16 protein-coding genes are annotated in these 16131 nt (G+C 60.9%); 6 read left to right on the forward strand and 10 right to left on the reverse strand.

The genetic code is table 11. The features are described 5' to 3' along the window. Window positions 1-267: 267 nt before the first annotated feature. Both AMK05_RS11650 and AMK05_RS11655 read left to right on the forward strand, forming a co-directional pair. A complete protein-coding gene (locus AMK05_RS11650; protein ID WP_064838593.1) occupies window positions 268-1305 on the forward strand; it encodes a glycoside hydrolase family 25 protein in 1038 nt (345 codons plus the stop codon). Window positions 1306-1444: 139 nt separating this feature from the next. Continuing rightward, a complete protein-coding gene (locus AMK05_RS11655) occupies window positions 1445-1750 on the forward strand; it encodes a flagellar basal body rod protein FlgC (protein ID WP_064838594.1) in 306 nt (101 codons plus the stop codon). A 69-nt stretch (window positions 1751-1819) separates the two neighbouring features. On the opposite strand, the gene sufA is transcribed toward AMK05_RS11655, so the two are convergent. The 8 genes from sufA to AMK05_RS11695 all read right to left on the reverse strand — a co-directional run bounded on the left by sufA (window position 1820) and on the right by AMK05_RS11695 (window position 9129). Further along, window positions 1820-2212 (reverse strand): Fe-S cluster assembly scaffold SufA, encoded by a 393-nt coding sequence (sufA, locus tag AMK05_RS11660; protein WP_003586280.1) that lies wholly within the window; start codon window positions 2210-2212, stop codon window positions 1820-1822. A gap of 96 nt (window positions 2213-2308) precedes the next feature. Further along, window positions 2309-2689 (reverse strand): SUF system Fe-S cluster assembly protein, encoded by a 381-nt coding sequence (locus tag AMK05_RS11665; RefSeq protein ID WP_064838595.1) that lies wholly within the window; start codon window positions 2687-2689, stop codon window positions 2309-2311. A gap of 12 nt (window positions 2690-2701) precedes the next feature. After that, on the reverse strand, window positions 2702-3943 hold the full coding sequence (locus tag AMK05_RS11670; RefSeq protein WP_064838596.1) for a cysteine desulfurase: 1242 nt from the start codon (window positions 3941-3943) through the stop codon (window positions 2702-2704). A gap of 12 nt (window positions 3944-3955) precedes the next feature. Further along, window positions 3956-5230, reverse strand: a complete 1275-nt coding sequence (sufD, locus tag AMK05_RS11675) for a Fe-S cluster assembly protein SufD (RefSeq protein ID WP_064838597.1) — start codon at window positions 5228-5230, stop codon at window positions 3956-3958. 24 nt (window positions 5231-5254) lie between these two features. Beyond that, window positions 5255-6010, reverse strand: a complete 756-nt coding sequence (gene sufC / locus AMK05_RS11680; protein ID WP_037073856.1) for a Fe-S cluster assembly ATPase SufC — start codon at window positions 6008-6010, stop codon at window positions 5255-5257. An 80-nt stretch (window positions 6011-6090) separates the two neighbouring features. Continuing rightward, window positions 6091-6324 (reverse strand): hypothetical protein, encoded by a 234-nt coding sequence (locus AMK05_RS11685; protein WP_064838598.1) that lies wholly within the window; start codon window positions 6322-6324, stop codon window positions 6091-6093. 1 nt (window position 6325) lies between these two features. Then, a complete protein-coding gene (gene sufB / locus AMK05_RS11690; protein ID WP_064838599.1) occupies window positions 6326-7795 on the reverse strand; it encodes a Fe-S cluster assembly protein SufB in 1470 nt (489 codons plus the stop codon). A 167-nt stretch (window positions 7796-7962) separates the two neighbouring features. After that, the gene (locus AMK05_RS11695) at window positions 7963-9129 is read right to left on the reverse strand and encodes a cysteine desulfurase family protein (RefSeq protein ID WP_064838600.1); all 1167 of its coding nucleotides are present in this window, start codon (window positions 9127-9129) and stop codon (window positions 7963-7965) included. Window positions 9130-9345: 216 nt separating this feature from the next. Here AMK05_RS11695 and AMK05_RS11700 point away from each other — a divergent pair, with 216 nt between their 5' ends. Both AMK05_RS11700 and AMK05_RS11705 read left to right on the forward strand, forming a co-directional pair. Beyond that, window positions 9346-10023 (forward strand): alpha/beta hydrolase, encoded by a 678-nt coding sequence (locus AMK05_RS11700; RefSeq protein WP_003568896.1) that lies wholly within the window; start codon window positions 9346-9348, stop codon window positions 10021-10023. Window positions 10024-10164: 141 nt separating this feature from the next. Continuing rightward, a complete protein-coding gene (locus tag AMK05_RS11705; protein ID WP_064838601.1) occupies window positions 10165-11340 on the forward strand; it encodes an acyltransferase family protein in 1176 nt (391 codons plus the stop codon). A gap of 58 nt (window positions 11341-11398) precedes the next feature. On the opposite strand, the gene AMK05_RS11710 is transcribed toward AMK05_RS11705, so the two are convergent. After that, window positions 11399-12517: an anhydro-N-acetylmuramic acid kinase gene (locus tag AMK05_RS11710; protein ID WP_064838602.1), complete on the reverse strand. Its 1119-nt coding sequence runs from the start codon at window positions 12515-12517 to the stop codon at window positions 11399-11401. Window positions 12518-12647: 130 nt separating this feature from the next. On the opposite strand from AMK05_RS11710, the gene tyrS reads away from it, so the two are divergent. Beyond that, window positions 12648-13904 (forward strand): tyrosine--tRNA ligase, encoded by a 1257-nt coding sequence (tyrS, locus tag AMK05_RS11715; RefSeq protein WP_064838603.1) that lies wholly within the window; start codon window positions 12648-12650, stop codon window positions 13902-13904. A gap of 82 nt (window positions 13905-13986) precedes the next feature. On the opposite strand, the gene AMK05_RS11720 is transcribed toward tyrS, so the two are convergent. Continuing rightward, a complete protein-coding gene (locus tag AMK05_RS11720) occupies window positions 13987-14268 on the reverse strand; it encodes a hypothetical protein (RefSeq protein ID WP_064841343.1) in 282 nt (93 codons plus the stop codon). Window positions 14269-14469: 201 nt separating this feature from the next. On the opposite strand from AMK05_RS11720, the gene AMK05_RS11725 reads away from it, so the two are divergent. Then, a complete protein-coding gene (locus AMK05_RS11725; protein ID WP_064838604.1) occupies window positions 14470-16131 on the forward strand; it encodes an alpha-amylase family protein in 1662 nt (553 codons plus the stop codon).

Raw genomic sequence — 16131 nt, forward strand, 5'->3', positions numbered from 1 at the left:
GGAAATGGAGAGGTTACGACTTGGTCCCTTCGCCCCGCGAGCGGGGAGAAGGTGGCGGCAGCCGGATGAGGGGCCGACCTCGCCGATTCGAAGCGTTACCGCAAACAATCTCAATGCATTGCCGGCGACGAACTCGCCGATGCCCGTTTCGAGGCAATAGGTTCAAATTTAACCTTTCTTAGCAAGTCTCTGTTAGCAATTGAAAATGGGCGGTTTTTTCCAGCGGGAATATAGCCGTCGACCTTTTTGTTTTGCGTGCAGGTTCTCATGCGTCCATCGGCTTTGCCAGCAATCCTCCTTGCCGCCCTGGTCCTGTCGGGATGCGCCGCCAGTTCCGGCGCCGAAGATGTGCTCACGCCAGTGCCGTCGGCGGAAACGACCAATGCGATCACCAAGCCGAACGGCCCGATACCGGCCGCCGCCGTCGGCGACACGGCACAGACAGGCGCGCCGCAGGAAGCGTTGAGCTGGACCGGGCCGGTTCCCGAACCACAGGCGCTCGTCCCCGCGGACCGGCCGGTCGGCATGCCGATGCCGACGGAACGACCGGTGGCGATGCTTATGCCCGGCAACCCGGAAGCCGATCCGGATGCCGGCAGGAAATCGCCGTCCCGCGGACAGATCTACAGCCACCGCTTCCGCGACGCCAAACCGATCAATTTTGGTTCCACCTCGCCGAGAAAGCTTGCCGTGCACGGCGTCGACGTATCGCGCTGGCAGGGCGAAATCGACTGGGATACCTTGCGTCGGCAAGGCGCGAACTTCGTCTACATCAAGGCGACCGACGGCGGCGATCACCTCGATCCGATGTTCAGGAAGAACTGGCGCCGGGCCAAGGAAGCCGGCCTGAAACACGGCGCCTATCACTTCTTCTACTGGTGCCGGACGGCGGGCGAACAGGCCGACTGGTTCATCCGCAACGTACCGCGGGAAGCAAACGCGCTTCCGCCGGTGATCGACGTCGAATGGAACGGCGAATCGAGCTGCAAGCGGCGCATATCTCCCGCCCGTGTGCGGGAAAAGATGCAGGTCTTCATGGACAAGCTGGAGCGCCATTACGGCCAGCGCCCGATCATCTACACGGCACCGGATTTCTACCGTGACAATTTGAAGGGCCAGATGCTCGACTATCCCTTCTGGCTGCGCTCGGTCGCCGCCCACCCGTCCAAGGTCTATCCGGGCCGCAAATGGCTGTTCTGGCAATATTCCGGCTCCGGCCTTTCCGACGGCGTCGACGGCAAGATCGACCTCAACGTTTTCAACGGCAATGAAAGCGATTGGCACGACTGGGTGGCGTCGCGATAGCGAAACAGGTTCCGTGCCAATCCGAGACAGGCGGAACGGCAGGACGCACATCCTGTAGGTCTTTGCTAACGCAACGCCTTCAGCATTCTCTAAATCCTTGCGGGTAAAAGACGATCATCCAGTTCTGGGGAAACGGCTGATGAGCATATCGGGCATGACGAGCACCGCCCTTTCGGGAATGCGGGCGCAGACGACGCGGGTCGGCGCGATCGCCAGCAACGTCGCAAACAGCAGCACGTCAGGTTACGCCAGGCTGAACACCAGCCTCACCTCCGTCGCATCGGGCGGCGTTCAGGCGAGCGTCAGCCCGACGGCGTCGGATGTCGACCCGGCCACCGAACTGACCGACCTGATCGAAGCCGAACAGGCCTACAAGGCGAACGCAGTGGTCTTCGAGACCGGCGCGGATATGTGGGAAATGCTGATAAGCATCAAGCGCGACTGAGCACTGCCGTAAGATGCTGCGTCGCAGATAATTTAACTCTGCCCGGAAATTTAAAGACAGCCCGCCGGGTCAGGAATGCGCCGGCTCGCTTTGGCGCTGTGCGGCAAGGGCTGCCAGATCGGCGGGTTTCAGCTCAACGGATTCGCCGCAGCCGCAAGCCGATGTCTGGTTCGGATTGGTGAAGGTGAAGCCTGAGCGCAGTGTCGTCTGCTCGAAGCCCATTTCAGTGCCGAGAAGATAGAGAACGGCTGACGGTTCGACCCAGACCCTGGCACCATCGCGCTCGATCAGATCGTCCTTGGCATTGGGCTCGGTCACCAGATCGATGGTGTATTCCATCCCGGCGCAGCCGCCCTTCTTGATGCCGACGCGCACACCCTTGGCCTCCGGGCCGGAATTTTCGACGATCGCCTTGACGCGGGCAGCAGCCCCGTCCGTCATGCTCATCACTGCAAAGCCCATGGGCTCGATCTCCTTCCACAACCGGGGTCAAGATCCGGCGCTTCGTGATTCAAATGTAGTCGTCGCACGTAAACGGATCAATACCACGGTACTGTATCAGTACCAGCCAATAGCGACCTGCGCCTCTTCGGACATGCGATCCGGCGTCCACGGCGGATCGAAGGTCATTTCGACCTCGACGCCGGACACGCCTTCGACGGCGCCGACGGCATTCTCAACCCAGCCCGGCATCTCGCCGGCGACCGGGCAGCCGGGCGCGGTCAGCGTCATCATGATCTTCACCATCCGGTCGTCCTCGATGTCGATCTTGTAGATCAGACCGAGTTCGAAGATGTCGGCCGGAATTTCCGGGTCGTACACCGTTTTCAGCGCGCCGATGACGTCGTCGCTCAACCGCGCCAGCTCATCGGCCGGGATGCTCGAATGCACGATGCCTTCGCGCACGTCGATCTTCTGTTCGCTTTCGTCCAGGCTCATCACGGACACTCCTCAAGCAAAGAACTTGCGCGCATATTCAAGCGCATCGGCCAGGGCATCGACCTCGGCGCGGGTATTGTACATGCCGAAGGATGCACGGCATGTGGAGGTGACGCCGAAGCGTTTCAAGAGCGGCATGGCGCAATGCGTGCCCGCCCGCACCGCAACGCCCTGCCGGTCGATCACCATAGAGACGTCGTGAGCATGGATGCCGGCAAGCTCGAAGGAAAAGATGCTGCCCTTGTCGGGCGCCGTTCCGAACACCCGCAGCGAATTGACCGACTTCAGCCGCTCGACCGCGTAAGCGGCAAGATCGGCCTCATGCCGGGCGATCGCCTCGCGGCCGACCTTCTCCATATAGTCGAGCGCATAACCGAGCCCGATCGCCTGGACGATCGGCGGCGTGCCGGCCTCGAAGCGATGCGGCGGATCGTTGTAGGTGACCGCATCCTCGGCCACCTCGAAAATCATCTCGCCGCCGCCCTGGAAGGGGCGCATCTGTGAAAGCCGCTCCTTCTTGCCGTAGAGCACGCCGATGCCGGAAGGCCCGTAAAGCTTGTGGCCGGTCATCACGTACCAGTCGCAATCGATGTCCTGCACATCCACAGGCAGATGCACCGCACCCTGGCTGCCGTCGATCAAGACCGGAATGCCACGCTCATGCGCAATGCGGCAGACCTCCTTGACGGGAACGATCGTGCCGAGCGCATTCGACATATGGGTGATGGCGACGAGCTTGGTGCGCTCCGTCAGGCTTTTCTCGAAATCCTCGATATGGAAGGCGCCCTCGTCGTCCACCGGCACCCAGACAAGCTTGGCGCCCTGCCGCTCGCGAATGAAGTGCCAGGGCACGATGTTGGAGTGGTGCTCCATGATCGTCAGGACGATCTCGTCACCTTCTCCGATCTCAGGCATGCCCCAGCCATAGGCGACGGTGTTGATCGCTTCCGTCGAATTCTTGGTGAAGACGATGTCGTTGACCGAAGGGGCGTTGAGGAAACGGCGAACCTTCTCGCGCGCCGCCTCATAAGCATCGGTCGCGGCATTCGACAGATAATGCAGGCCGCGATGCACATTGGCATATTCGTGGCTATACGCATGCGAGATGGCGTCGATCACCACCTGCGGCTTCTGTGCCGAGGCGCCGTTGTCGAGATAGACCAGCGGCTTGCCGTGCACCTTCTCCCCCAGGATCGGAAAATCCCGGCGGATAGCTTCGACATCGTATGGCGTGGCCGGCACGATCTTGTCCATTGCTATATCCGATCAGGCGTGCTTTTCGAGCCAGGCCGAAATCACGCCTTCCAGCGCCTCGACCAGGGCCTCGTCTTCCAGTTCCTCGACGATCTCGGCGACGAAAGCGTTGACGAGCATCGCCCGCGCCTTGTTCTCCGGAATGCCGCGCGCCATCAGGTAATAGAGATGGTTGGCGTCGATATCGGTCACCGTCGCGCCATGGCCGCACTGCACGTCGTCGGCGAAGATCTCGAGTTCGGGCTTGACCGAGAATTCGGCATCGTCGGACATCAGCAGCGTGTTGCAGGCCATCTTGGCGTCGGTCTTCTGCGCATCCGGCGCCACCCGGATCATGCCCTGGAAAACACCTTTGGCACGGTCGAAGACGACGTTGCGGATCACTTCGGTCGAGCCGGTGTGCGGCACGTCGTGGCCGAGCACCATCGTCACGTCGGTATGGCTTTCTGCGCCAAGCAGGTTGATGCCGCGCAGCGTCAGGTCGGCACCCTCGCCCGTTACCTTGATATGCAGCTCCTGGCGCACCAGCTTGCCGCCGGCATTGATGACGAACAGGCGAAGTTTGGCGTCAGCACCGAGATCGATGCGGATCTGGCCAAGATGCGTATCCTCGGCCCCATGCTGCTGCAGGATGATCCAGGTCAGCTCGGCGCCCTCGCCGATTGTGATGTCACTGACATGGGACACCAGCGCCGCATCGCCGGTCACTGCACGGTGACGCTCGATGACGGTCGCCTTGACACCGGCGCCGAAGGCAACGGGAAGGCGAGTATGCGCCTGCCCGCCGGCATGAAGGAACTGAATTTCGAGCGGAGCCTCGAGCTCGGTCTCGGCGGGCACGTCGACGACATAGCCGTCGCGCACGAAGCTGCCGTTGATGCGGCCGACTGCGTCGTCACTGCCGAGCGCATCGAGCCCGTCGGCGGCCGAGCCATCGAGCAACCGTTGTGAATAGGCCGAAATGCCGAGGCCGTCGGCGACGGCCTTCTGGTTGGCATGCCCCTGGATCACCGCCAGCGCCGTCGAGCCGGCAACCAGCGGCTCAAGCGCGTCGGAACCGGCGTCACCGATCTGTGGCGGCAGGGTGCGCAGCAGATTTTTCAGATCGGTGTAATGCCAGGCCTCGATGCGGCGCGTCGGCAGGCCGGCCTTCTTCAGGTCGTCGAGAAGCCGGTCGCGCAGCGCTGTCACCGCGCCATTGCCCGGCAGATCGCCGATCTGCTGGTTGAAGGCCTCGATCAGCGCCGTTTCGGCCGCGGTCAGGCGGCTCGTCGTCTGCATGTTCATGGACGTCGTCCTTTCCACCCGAACTCAGGCCGCCGCGCCGATGATATCGGCATAGCCGTTGGCCTCAAGCTCATGCGCCAGCGTCTTGTCGCCCGACTTGATCACCTGGCCCTTGTAGAGCACGTGGACGGTATCCGGCACGATGTAGTCGAGCAGGCGCTGATAGTGGGTGATGACCACGACGGCGCGATCCGGCGAACGCAACGCATTGACGCCGTCGGCAACGATCTTCAGCGCGTCGATGTCGAGGCCGGAATCGGTTTCGTCGAGCACGCAGAGCTTCGGCTCCAGCAGCGCCATCTGCAGGATTTCGGCGCGCTTCTTCTCGCCGCCGGAGAATCCGACATTGAGCGGCCGCTTCAGCATCTCGGTGTTGATCTGCAGTTTGCCGGCGGCATCCTTGACCCGGCGCATGAAGTCAGGCGTCGTCAACTCGTCCTCGCCGCGCGCCTTGCGCTGCTCGTTCATCGCCACCTTCAGGAACTGCATGGTGGCGACACCCGGAATTTCCACTGGATACTGGAAGGCGAGGAAGACGCCCTTGGCGGCGCGTTCGGCCGGATCGAGCTCGAGAATGCTCTCGCCGTTATAGAGAATGTCGCCCTCGGTGACTTCGTAGTCGCTGCGGCCGGACAGCACATAGGAGAGCGTCGACTTGCCGGAGCCGTTCGGCCCCATGATCGCGGCAACTTCGCCGGCCTTCACCGTCAGGTTCAGTCCACGGATGATCTCGGTGCCGTCTTCGGCAATGCGGGCATGAAGGTTTCTGATTTCAAGCATCTTTGGTTCCTGCGTTTTCTCTGCGTAGCTCATCGGAGCCTCGCGTAATTTCTAAGGACATAGACCTGTTGCGCTCGGCGCTATCGCGCCAAAAAACGAATGACACGGAAAACCATCAGCGTTACGAACCAAAACCATTCGAGAAACTGAACAATCTTTCCTGGTTTTTCCATGCGCTGCTGGAGAAACACGTAAGGCTGCTCCGGCGGCTTTTCTGTCTCGTATCTAATTTCGCGGGGGCGAATTCTCGCCAATATCTCCCCGCGCATATTCGTCAGACGTTCAAGAATTCGCTTCCTGTCCGCCTCGCTCATGTCAGCCGACTGAGCCTTCCAGCGAGATGCTGATCAGCTTCTGCGCCTCAACGGCAAATTCCATCGGCAGTTCCTGCAGCACTTCCTTGACGAAGCCGTTGACGATCAGCGCGATCGCCGCCTCGGTCGGGATGCCGCGCTGCAGGCAGTAGAACAACTGGTCTTCGGAGATCTTCGAGGTGGTCGCCTCGTGTTCGAACTGCGCCGTCGAGTTCTTGGCCTCGATATAAGGCACCGTATGGGCGCCGCACTTGTCGCCGATCAGAAGCGAGTCGCATTGGGTGAAATTGCGGGCGTTCGAAGCCTTGCGGTGAGCCGAAACCTGGCCGCGATAGGTATTCTGCGAAACGCCGGCGGCAATGCCCTTGGAGACGATGCGGCTCGACGTGTTCTTGCCGAGATGGATCATCTTGGTGCCGCTGTCGATCTGCTGATGGCCGTTGGATACGGCGATCGAGTAGAACTCGCCTCTGGAGTCATCGCCGCGCAGGATGCAGGACGGATACTTCCAGGTGATGGCAGAGCCGGTCTCGACCTGCGTCCAGGAGATCTTCGAACGGTCGCCACGGCAATCGCCACGCTTGGTGACGAAGTTGTAGATGCCGCCCTTGCCTTCCTTGTCGCCCGGATACCAGTTCTGGACGGTGGAATATTTGATCTCGGCATCGTCGAGCGCCACGAGCTCGACCACGGCGGCATGCAGCTGGTTTTCATCGCGCTGGGGTGCGGTGCAGCCTTCGAGATAGGAGACGTAAGCACCCTCTTCCGCGATGATCAGCGTGCGCTCGAACTGGCCGGTGCCCTTCTCATTGATGCGGAAATAGGTGGAAAGCTCCATCGGGCAACGAACGCCGTTCGGCACGAAGACGAAGGAACCGTCGGTAAAGACCGCCGAATTCAGCGTCGCGTAATAGTTGTCCGAGGTCGGCACGACCGAGCCGAGATATTTCCGCACGAGATCGGGATATTCGCGGATCGCTTCCGAGATCGACATGAAAATCACGCCGGCCTTCTTCAGCTCAGCCTTGAAGGTGGTGACGACCGAGACACTGTCGAAAACCGCGTCGACGGCAATTTTCGGCTTCTCGACGCCGGCCAGGATCTCCTGCTCACGCAGCGGGATGCCGAGCTTTTCATAGACCTTCAACAGCTCCGGATCGACCTCGTCGAGCGACTTCGGACCCGGCGTGCTCTTCGGCGCCGCGTAATAATAGATGTCGTTGAAATCGATCTTCGGATAGTCGACGCGCGCCCAGGTCGGCTCTTCCAGCGTCAGCCAGCGCCGATAGGCTTCCAGGCGCCATTCCAGCATCCATTCCGGCTCTTGCTTCTTGGCCGAAATGAAGCGGATAATGTCCTCGGACAGGCCTTTCGGCGCCTTGTCCATTTCGATGACGGTCTCGAAACCGTATTTGTACTGGTCGACATCGATCAGGCGAACCTGGTCGATCGTTTCCTGCACGGCAGCCATTTCGTTCTCCAATCTCGCCGGATACAAGGTCCGGCAGCTTGTAACGTACGGGCAATTCCTTGCCCTTGAGATCGGGCAAATTCTTGCCCTTGATGTAAGAGGCCAAAAGGGACTTTTCAGCCCGGTTGGCAAGCAGAAATTTGCGTTTCCGCAAGTTTATGAGGCGGTCAGGCCGCCTCGCCCGCCGACCTGCGCCGGCAGGCGATCTTTGCAAAAGCGGCAATCGCCCGGTCGATATCCTCTTCCGTCGTCGAAAAGCCGAGCGAGATGCGCAAGCCCCCGAGCTTGGCGTCGCGGCCCATCGCCGTCAGCACATGGCTCTCGCCGAGCCGGCCGGACGAGCAGGCCGAGCCTGCCGAAAGCGCCACGCCTTCGAGATCGAAGGCGATCTGCCCGGTCTCGGCCTTCAGCCCCGGCAGGGTGAAGAAGATCGTATTGGCGACCCGCTCGCCGCCCTCGCCGTGGATCACGACATCGGTTGCCGCCTGACGCATGCCGGCTTCCAGCCGCTCGCGCAGCGCAGCGATCGCCGCATTGCGCGCCTCGAGTTCGTCGGCCGCAGCCTCAGCCGCCGCGCCGAAGCCGATCAGCGCCAGTGAATTCTGTGTCCCCGAGCGGTGACCTCGCTCCTGCCCGCCGCCCTGGATCAGCGGCCGCGGCATCAGCGCTTCGCCGCGGGCAATCAGCGCCCCGGCGCCCTTCGGCCCGCCGATCTTGTGCGAGGAAACGATCATGAAATCGGCGCCGATCTTGCCGATATCGAGCCCGATGCGGCCGGCCGCCTGAACGGCGTCGACGACGAAGAGGCCGCCATGAGCATGGACGATCTTGGCTGCCGCCTCCACGGGCTGGACGATGCCCGTCTCATTGTTGACGAGCATAATGGCAACCATCGGCAGGCCGACGGCCTTGTCATGCGCATTAAGCAGTCCATCAAGCGCATCGATATCGACGATGCCGGATGAAGTGACCGGAAGCTCGGTCATCTTCTCCCTGGCGAAGCGGCCACCTTCGCGCACCGCCGGATGCTCGATTGCCGAAAAATAGAGGCGGCCGAGCTGAAGCGGTGTGCGGCCCATACGGAAATCCGGCGTCAGCACCAGATTGGCGGCCTCGGTGGCGCCGCTGGTAAAGATCACATTGCCGGCGTCGGTGCCGACCAGCGCCGCCAATTTGCGCCGCGCACATTCGATTGCGGCGCGGGCGGCACGGCCTTCGCCGTGAACGGAATTCGGATTGCCGAAAATGTCGATGGCGCGCATGATCGCCTCGCGGGCTGCGGGGTGCAGCGGCGCTGTGGCATTCCAGTCGAGATAAAGGCGTGGCGGCGCCATGATCTTCAGTCCTGCGCTTGACGAGCTTGCTTCAGCACCCGCGGCTCATTTTTCTTGAAATTTCCGCCGGGCTTGCCTTATGACACATTCACGATGCGTGGATCGCCATGCAAGTTTCGAATTGTTCTAAACTGCGTTTTAGAAAAGCTGACAACACTAGTCAAGTCATGTTGTCGTCCGACGCAGCGCGAACGCGAAATAAAACCCGGAGTACCAATGCCCGAAGTTATTTTCAACGGCCCAGCCGGCCGTCTTGAAGGCCGCTACCAGCCCTCCAAGGAAAAAAGCGCTCCCATCGCCCTGATTCTGCATCCGCATCCGCAGTTCGGCGGCACGATGAACAATCAGATCGTCTACCAGCTCTTCTACATGTTCCAGAAGCGTGGGTTCACGACGCTGCGCTTCAATTTCCGGGGCATCGGCCGCAGCCAGGGCGAATTCGACCACGGCGCCGGCGAACTTTCGGATGCCGCCTCGGCGCTCGACTGGGTGCAGAGCCTGCATCCTGATTCGAAGACCTGTTGGGTCGCCGGCTATTCCTTCGGCTCCTGGATCGGCATGCAGCTTCTGATGCGCCGGCCGGAGATCGAAGGCTTCATGTCGATCGCCCCGCAGCCGAACACTTACGATTTCTCCTTTCTGGCGCCCTGCCCCTCCTCCGGCCTGATCATCAACGGCGAGGCCGACAAGGTGGCGCCGGAAAAGGATGTCAACGGCCTTGTGGAGAAGCTGAAGACCCAGAAGGGCATTCTCATCACCCACCGCACCGTTTCCAATGCCAACCACTTCTTCAACGGCCAGGTGGAAACGCTGATGGGCGAATGCGAGGATTATCTCGACCGCCGCCTGAACGGCGAACTGGTGCCGGAACCGGCCGCCAAGCGAATTCGCTGACGCCATAGCGCTCACATCTATCTCATGCGGCGCGATCCGGGCCGCATGGGTCGATTGTCCCGAAACAGATCATCTACCGTGTTGCAATACATATTGCAGTGCGGTAGGTTCCTCGCGATCCTAACTAAAGCGAGGTCCGCAATGACCAAGTCGTTCGGGGAAGTCCTGGATAAGTATAGGGGTATTGGTCCGGGGTTCGACTTTCTTCGAATTGGGCTCGCCTTTTCTATCGTATTGACCCATTCCTTTCTGCTGACAAGGAATGATGCATTCATCAGGGGCTCGGTATTCTGGTTCACTGAATACGCTCTTGTTCCGATGTTTTTCGCGTTGAGCGGATTTCTGATCGCCGGCAGCGCCCAGCGCCTGAGTCTGCGAAATTTCCTGATCAATCGCGGCTTGCGCATTGTCCCGGCACTGGCCGTCGATATCGTCGTTTGCTCGCTGATCATCGGGCCGATCGTCACGATAGTCTATCACGCCGACTATTTTACCGATCCGCGATTTTTCAAATACTTCCTGAATATCGTCGGCTGGATCCATTACGAGCTGCCTGGTGTTTTCCAGGACAATCCCAGCCAGCGTGTCAACGGCGCTCTCTGGACGGTTCCCTGGGAAATCTTCTGCTACATCATCATGTCGTTCCTGATGATCACCGCCATCGTGAAGACGCGCTACAAGCTGCTCGCCGTGACGGCCGCCTATATCGTCCTCGGGCTGATCGTGCAGAAGATGCCCTATCTGTTCCCAGGCTCGATCAAGCCGATCGCGCGCTTCCTGTTCATGAGCCGGGGCTCGCAGCTGATAACGGCGTTCATGATGGGCATCGTCGCCTTTCAGTTCAAAGCGGTCATTCCGCATTCCCGCTGGCTATTCGCCGCCGCCTGCCTGATCTGCATCACCGCCATTCTCACCCTCGACAGCCGCGCGGTGGAGTCGGTGATCAACCGGCCGATCGTCATCACTTCCCTTGTTTATATCACCGTCTTCATCGGTCTGTCGGAAGTGCCGATCCCGTCCTTCTTCAGGAAAGGCGATTATTCCTACGGCGTCTATCTCTACCATGATCCCTTCTTGCAGATCTGGATCAGCGCGTTTCCCTCGGTGTTTCTCTTTCCGAAATATGGGGCGCTGGCGCTCTATCTCGTCGGCCTGCCCTCGGCCCTCGCCGTCGCGGTGCTGTCCTGGCACTTCATCGAGAAGCCGATCCTCGGCCTTCGCAAGAAGTTCTCGTTCATCGCCCAGGTCAGGGGCGTTGAGGACGGCAAGCAGGTTGGACGCGGATCCAATGTCCGGCCGATTGCCGCAAAGAGTTAGGGCTTTGCCAGTCGCATATCAGCGGTGAGCCGCGGTGCCTTCAAGATGTTCGTTGCGCTCATGGCCTTGCGAGCACACCGCCGCTGACGGGAGCGGCAACTCCGGTCGTGCCGGGAAACGTCAACGGCAGCCCGTCCAGTGAGCGGACGGCGAGATAGGCCCAGGCCTCTGCCTCCATCGCATCGCCATCGAAGTCGGCCTGCTCGGCGGTCAATACCTTCGAGCCCAGCGCTTCGGCCATCGCCGAAAACTCCGCCATCAACGTGACGTTCAGCCGCCCGCCGCCGCAGACGATATAGACAGATGGGATCTCGGGCAGAAAACCGGCGGATTTGATGATCGACGCGGCGGCGACATGCGCCAGCGTCCGGGCACCGTCTTCAAGGCTCGCCTCGCCATGATGAAGCGGCGCGAAGTCGCCGCGATCGAGCGAGCGGCGGACATTGCCGCGGAAGAACGGGTTATCAAGATAACGCTCCGCCAAGGCGACCACGACCTTGCCGCGTCCGGCAATCTCGCCGCCGGGATCATAGGTTCTGCCGGTCTGCATCTCCACCCACTGGTCGATCAGCGTATTGCCCGGGCCGCTGTCGAAGGCCGATATCCGCCCGTCCGTGCCGATGAACGTCAGATTGGAGATGCCGCCGATATTGACGAAACAGACCGCCTGCCCGGCCTGCTGGAATTTTCCTGCCAGTGCGGCGTGATAGGCCGGCACCAGCGGCGCGCCCTGGCCGCCGTGGACCATATCGTTGGCGCGCATGTCGTAGACCACCGGCATGCCGGTTCGGCGCGCCAATTCCTCGCCGTCGCCGATCTGGATCGTCAGCCCCTCATCGGGTCGATGCAGCACCGTCTGGCCATGGAAGCCGAGAACATCGACGGCATCGGCAGCAAGCCCGAAACGCTCTAGGAATGCCGTAACGGCAATTGCATGCCGTTGGGTCAACTCAAGCTCGATGTCGCGAAGTTCAGCGGGGCGGCCGTGCCTGTCAGTCAGCGGCCGCGCCAGTTCCAGCGCCCGTTTCAGCCGCCCCCGGAAATCGGCATCATAAGGCACGCCGATGAAAGGCCCGCGTTCGATGAAGCCGCGGCCGTCGGTCCTGATCAGCGCGACGTCAATTCCATCCATCGACGTGCCGCTCATCAGGCCGATCGCGGTTCTGATGACGTCCATGAGGCTTGCCTCCCATGCGATTCCCGGATGCACTTTTCTAAAAACAGTGCTAAACGCGCCGCGACAGATCAACAACAACGAACTTGCGCGAGCCCCATCGGTCAAGCGCAGACACCAAGAGACGAAAGCCATGTCCGAGTTCAAGTCCGATTTCCTCCGCACGCTGAAAGAGCGTGGCTTCATTCATCAGGTCTCCGATGAACGTGGCCTCGACGACCTGTTCGCCAAGGAAACCGTGACAGCTTATATCGGCTTCGATCCAACGGCGCCCAGCCTGCACGCCGGCTCGCTGATCCAGATCATGATGCTGCACTGGATGCAGAAGACCGGTCATCGCGCCATCTCGCTGATGGGCGGCGGCACCGGTATGGTCGGCGATCCCTCTTTCAAGGAAGAGGCCCGCCAGCTCATGACCGTGGATACGATCGAAGGCAACATCGCCTCGATCAAGCGTGTGTTCTCCAGTTACCTGAACTACGGCGACGGTCCCAAGGACGCGCTGATGATCAACAACGCCGAATGGCTGCGCTCGCTGAACTATCTCGAATTCCTCCGCGATGTCGGCAAGCACTTCTCGGTCAATCGCATGTTGTCCTTCGACAGCGTGAAGACACGCCTTGACCGCGAACAGTCGCTGTCCTTCCTGGAATTCAACTACATGATCCTCCAGGCCTACGACTTCGTCGAGATCGCCAAGCGCTACGACTGCCGCCTGCAGATGGGCGGTTCGGACCAGTGGGGCAACATCGTCAACGGCATCGACCTCGGTCACCGCATGGGGACACAGCAGCTCTATGCATTGACATCACCGCTGCTGACGACGTCGTCGGGCGCCAAAATGGGCAAGTCGGCGACGGGCGCGATCTGGCTGAACGCCGACATGCTGTCGGCCTATGATTTCTGGCAGTACTGGCGCAACACCGAGGACGCCGACGTCCCACGCTTCCTGAAGCTCTACACGACGCTGCCGATGGATGAAATCGCACGGCTTTCGGCTCTCGGCGGTTCGGAGATCAACGAGGTCAAGAAGATCCTGGCGACCGAAGTCACCGCGATCCTGCACGGCCGCCCGGCCGCCGAGCAGGCCGCGGAAACGGCGCGCAAGACCTTCGAGGAAGGCGGGCTCTCGGAAAACCTGCCTTCGGTCGATATCCCCGCCACCGAACTCGACGGCGGCATTGGCCTGCTCTCGCTGATGGTCCGCGCTGGCCTTGCCGGCTCGAACGGGGAAGCGCGCCGCCACGTCCAGGGCGGCGCGGTGCGCATCAACGACCAGGCGGTCAGCGACGAACGCCGTCTGATCGGCAGCAGTGAAATCACCGCCGACGGCGTCATCAAGCTCTCGCTCGGCAAGAAGAAGCACATCCTGATCCGCCGCGCCGCCTAAGCGGATTCAGTTTCGAACGGATATCAAAGCCGGCGCCCGCGCCGGCTTTTTCTCTGCCCAACTCCTGAGTGGCGCACAGCCCTCACTCAACGCCGGGCCGAGAAATGGCATCCATTCGTTCCGCCTCCTGGAACACATAGGGAGGCGGATTGGCGTCTGGCGCGCGCGTCACGCGTGACCACCAGCTGATCGAGAAGGTCGGCGGCGTCACCGTCGCGTCGAGAGGAACCGTCAGCACATGGGCGGAACGAATGAGCTCCGGCGGCCTCAGCCGGTCGCTTTTTTCTGCAGAATGCGAAACCTCGCCAGCTGCGGCGGCGATCACCGCGACCGATACGAAAGAGACTGTCCGAGCGCACTGCATGGCATCCTCCGACATCGCGCCGACCATTATTTGCTGGCCGGAAGCTGCATTACATCAGAATTACCTAAAATAGGCAAAGCATCATTGCCCAACTTGTCAGTATAGGTCGGAATCAGCGGATAAGCCGCGCGACAATGACCGCTTTATCGGAACCTTTTCCGCCCGCCGGGATTTGCGACCAGATTGAATTGGAGCGCCGGCATGATCAACGACCTCTGGTATAAGAACGCCGTCATCTACTGCCTCTCGGTCGAGACCTTCATGGATGCGAACGGCGACGGCGTCGGTGATTTTCAGGGGCTGATGCGGCGCCTCGATTATCTCTCCGGCCTTGGCGTGACGGCGATCTGGCTGATGCCCTTCCAGACGTCGCCCGGCCGCGACGACGGCTATGATGTTTCCGACTATTACAATGTCGACCCGCGCTATGGTTCGCTCGGCGATTTCGTCGAGTTCACCCATGGCGCCAAGCAGCGCGGTATCCGCGTGCTGATCGACCTGGTGATCAACCACACCTCCAAGGACCATCCCTGGTTCCAGGACGCCAGGAGCGATCCGCACTCACGCTATCGCGACTGGTACGTCTGGTCTGAGAAAAAACCTGCGAATGCCGATCAGGGCATGGTCTTCCCCGGCGTCCAGAAGACCACCTGGACCCATGACGAAAAGGCCAAGGCCTATTATTTTCACCGTTTCTACGACCACCAGCCCGATCTCAACACCTCCAATCCCGAAGTGCAGGCCGAGATCCTCAAGATCATGGGCTTCTGGATCCAGCTCGGCGTCTCCGGCTTCCGGATGGATGCCGCCCCCTTCATCATCGCGACGAAAGGCGCAGACGTTTCCAAGCCCGTCGAGCAGTTCGACATGCTGCGGAAATTTCGCGAATTCCTGCAATGGCGCCTGGGCGATTCCATCATTCTCGCCGAGGCCAACATCCTGCCGAAAGACAATTTCGAATATTTCGGCGACGATGGCGACCGCATGCAGATGATGTTCAATTTCCAGGTCAATCAGGCACTGTTTTATGCTCTCGCCAGCGCCGATACGCGGCCGCTAAAGAAGGCGATGGAGACGACGAAACCGCGCCCGGCGACCGCCCAATGGGGTCTTTTTCTGCGCAATCACGACGAACTGGATCTCGGCCGGCTGTCGGAAAAGCAGCGCGGCGCGGTCTTTGCCGCCTTCGGACCCGAAAAGGACATGCAGCTATACGACAGGGGCATTCGCCGTCGGCTGGCGCCGATGCTCGGCGGCGACCGCCGCAGGATCGAGATGGCTTACAGCCTGCTGTTCTCGCTGCCGGGAACGCCTGTCATCCGCTACGGCGACGAGATCGGCATGGGAGACGATCTGGCCTTGCCGGAACGCAATTGCGCCCGCACGCCGATGCAGTGGTCGACGGAACCGGAAGGCGGTTTCACCAAGAGTGGAAAGCCTGTCTCGCCTGTCATCAAGGACGGCCCCTACGGGTTCCAGCATGTCAACGTCGCCGAACAGCGGCGCGATCCCAATTCACTGCTGAACTGGACCGAACGGATGATCCGGATGCGCAAGGAAGCCCCGGAGATCGGCTGGGGCGATTTCTCCGTGGTCGACACGGGTGACGACGGCGTGCTGGCGCTTCGTTACGACTGGCGCGGCAATTCCGTGTTGATCCTGCACAATCTGCATGCGCAGCCGGCAGAGGTGACCTTCGATCCCGATGTCGGTGAAGACGGGCGACAGCTGATCGACATCGCCGATGGCGCGAGCAGCGATGCGGACGAGAAAGGCTTTCACACCGTCAGGCTCGATGCTTACGGCTACCGCTGGTATCGCGTCGGCGGCCTAGACTATCTCCTCAGGCGTAGGGAGATTTAG

The organism is Rhizobium sp. N324 (assembly GCF_001664485.1).
GTDB lineage: Bacteria > Pseudomonadota > Alphaproteobacteria > Rhizobiales > Rhizobiaceae > Rhizobium.

Excerpts from the sequence above, each read along its gene's own strand:
- AMK05_RS11650 (WP_064838593.1), top strand. The coding sequence starts at position 268 with ATGCGTCCATCGGCTTTGCCAGCAATCCTCCTTGCCGCCCTGGTCCTG.
- AMK05_RS11655 (WP_064838594.1), top strand. The coding sequence starts at position 1,445 with ATGAGCATATCGGGCATGACGAGCACCGCCCTTTCGGGAATGCGGGCG.
- sufA (WP_003586280.1), bottom strand. The coding sequence starts at position 2,212 with ATGGGCTTTGCAGTGATGAGCATGACGGACGGGGCTGCTGCCCGCGTC.
- AMK05_RS11665 (WP_064838595.1), bottom strand. The coding sequence starts at position 2,689 with ATGAGCCTGGACGAAAGCGAACAGAAGATCGACGTGCGCGAAGGCATC.
- AMK05_RS11670 (WP_064838596.1), bottom strand. The coding sequence starts at position 3,943 with ATGGACAAGATCGTGCCGGCCACGCCATACGATGTCGAAGCTATCCGC.
- sufD (WP_064838597.1), bottom strand. The coding sequence starts at position 5,230 with ATGAACATGCAGACGACGAGCCGCCTGACCGCGGCCGAAACGGCGCTG.
- sufC (WP_037073856.1), bottom strand. The coding sequence starts at position 6,010 with ATGCTTGAAATCAGAAACCTTCATGCCCGCATTGCCGAAGACGGCACC.
- AMK05_RS11685 (WP_064838598.1), bottom strand. The coding sequence starts at position 6,324 with ATGAGCGAGGCGGACAGGAAGCGAATTCTTGAACGTCTGACGAATATG.
- sufB (WP_064838599.1), bottom strand. The coding sequence starts at position 7,795 with ATGGCTGCCGTGCAGGAAACGATCGACCAGGTTCGCCTGATCGATGTC.
- AMK05_RS11695 (WP_064838600.1), bottom strand. The coding sequence starts at position 9,129 with ATGGCGCCGCCACGCCTTTATCTCGACTGGAATGCCACAGCGCCGCTG.
- AMK05_RS11700 (WP_003568896.1), top strand. The coding sequence starts at position 9,346 with ATGCCCGAAGTTATTTTCAACGGCCCAGCCGGCCGTCTTGAAGGCCGC.
- AMK05_RS11705 (WP_064838601.1), top strand. The coding sequence starts at position 10,165 with ATGACCAAGTCGTTCGGGGAAGTCCTGGATAAGTATAGGGGTATTGGT.
- AMK05_RS11710 (WP_064838602.1), bottom strand. The coding sequence starts at position 12,517 with ATGGACGTCATCAGAACCGCGATCGGCCTGATGAGCGGCACGTCGATG.
- tyrS (WP_064838603.1), top strand. The coding sequence starts at position 12,648 with ATGTCCGAGTTCAAGTCCGATTTCCTCCGCACGCTGAAAGAGCGTGGC.
- AMK05_RS11720 (WP_064841343.1), bottom strand. The coding sequence starts at position 14,268 with ATGCAGTGCGCTCGGACAGTCTCTTTCGTATCGGTCGCGGTGATCGCC.
- AMK05_RS11725 (WP_064838604.1), top strand. The coding sequence starts at position 14,470 with ATGATCAACGACCTCTGGTATAAGAACGCCGTCATCTACTGCCTCTCG.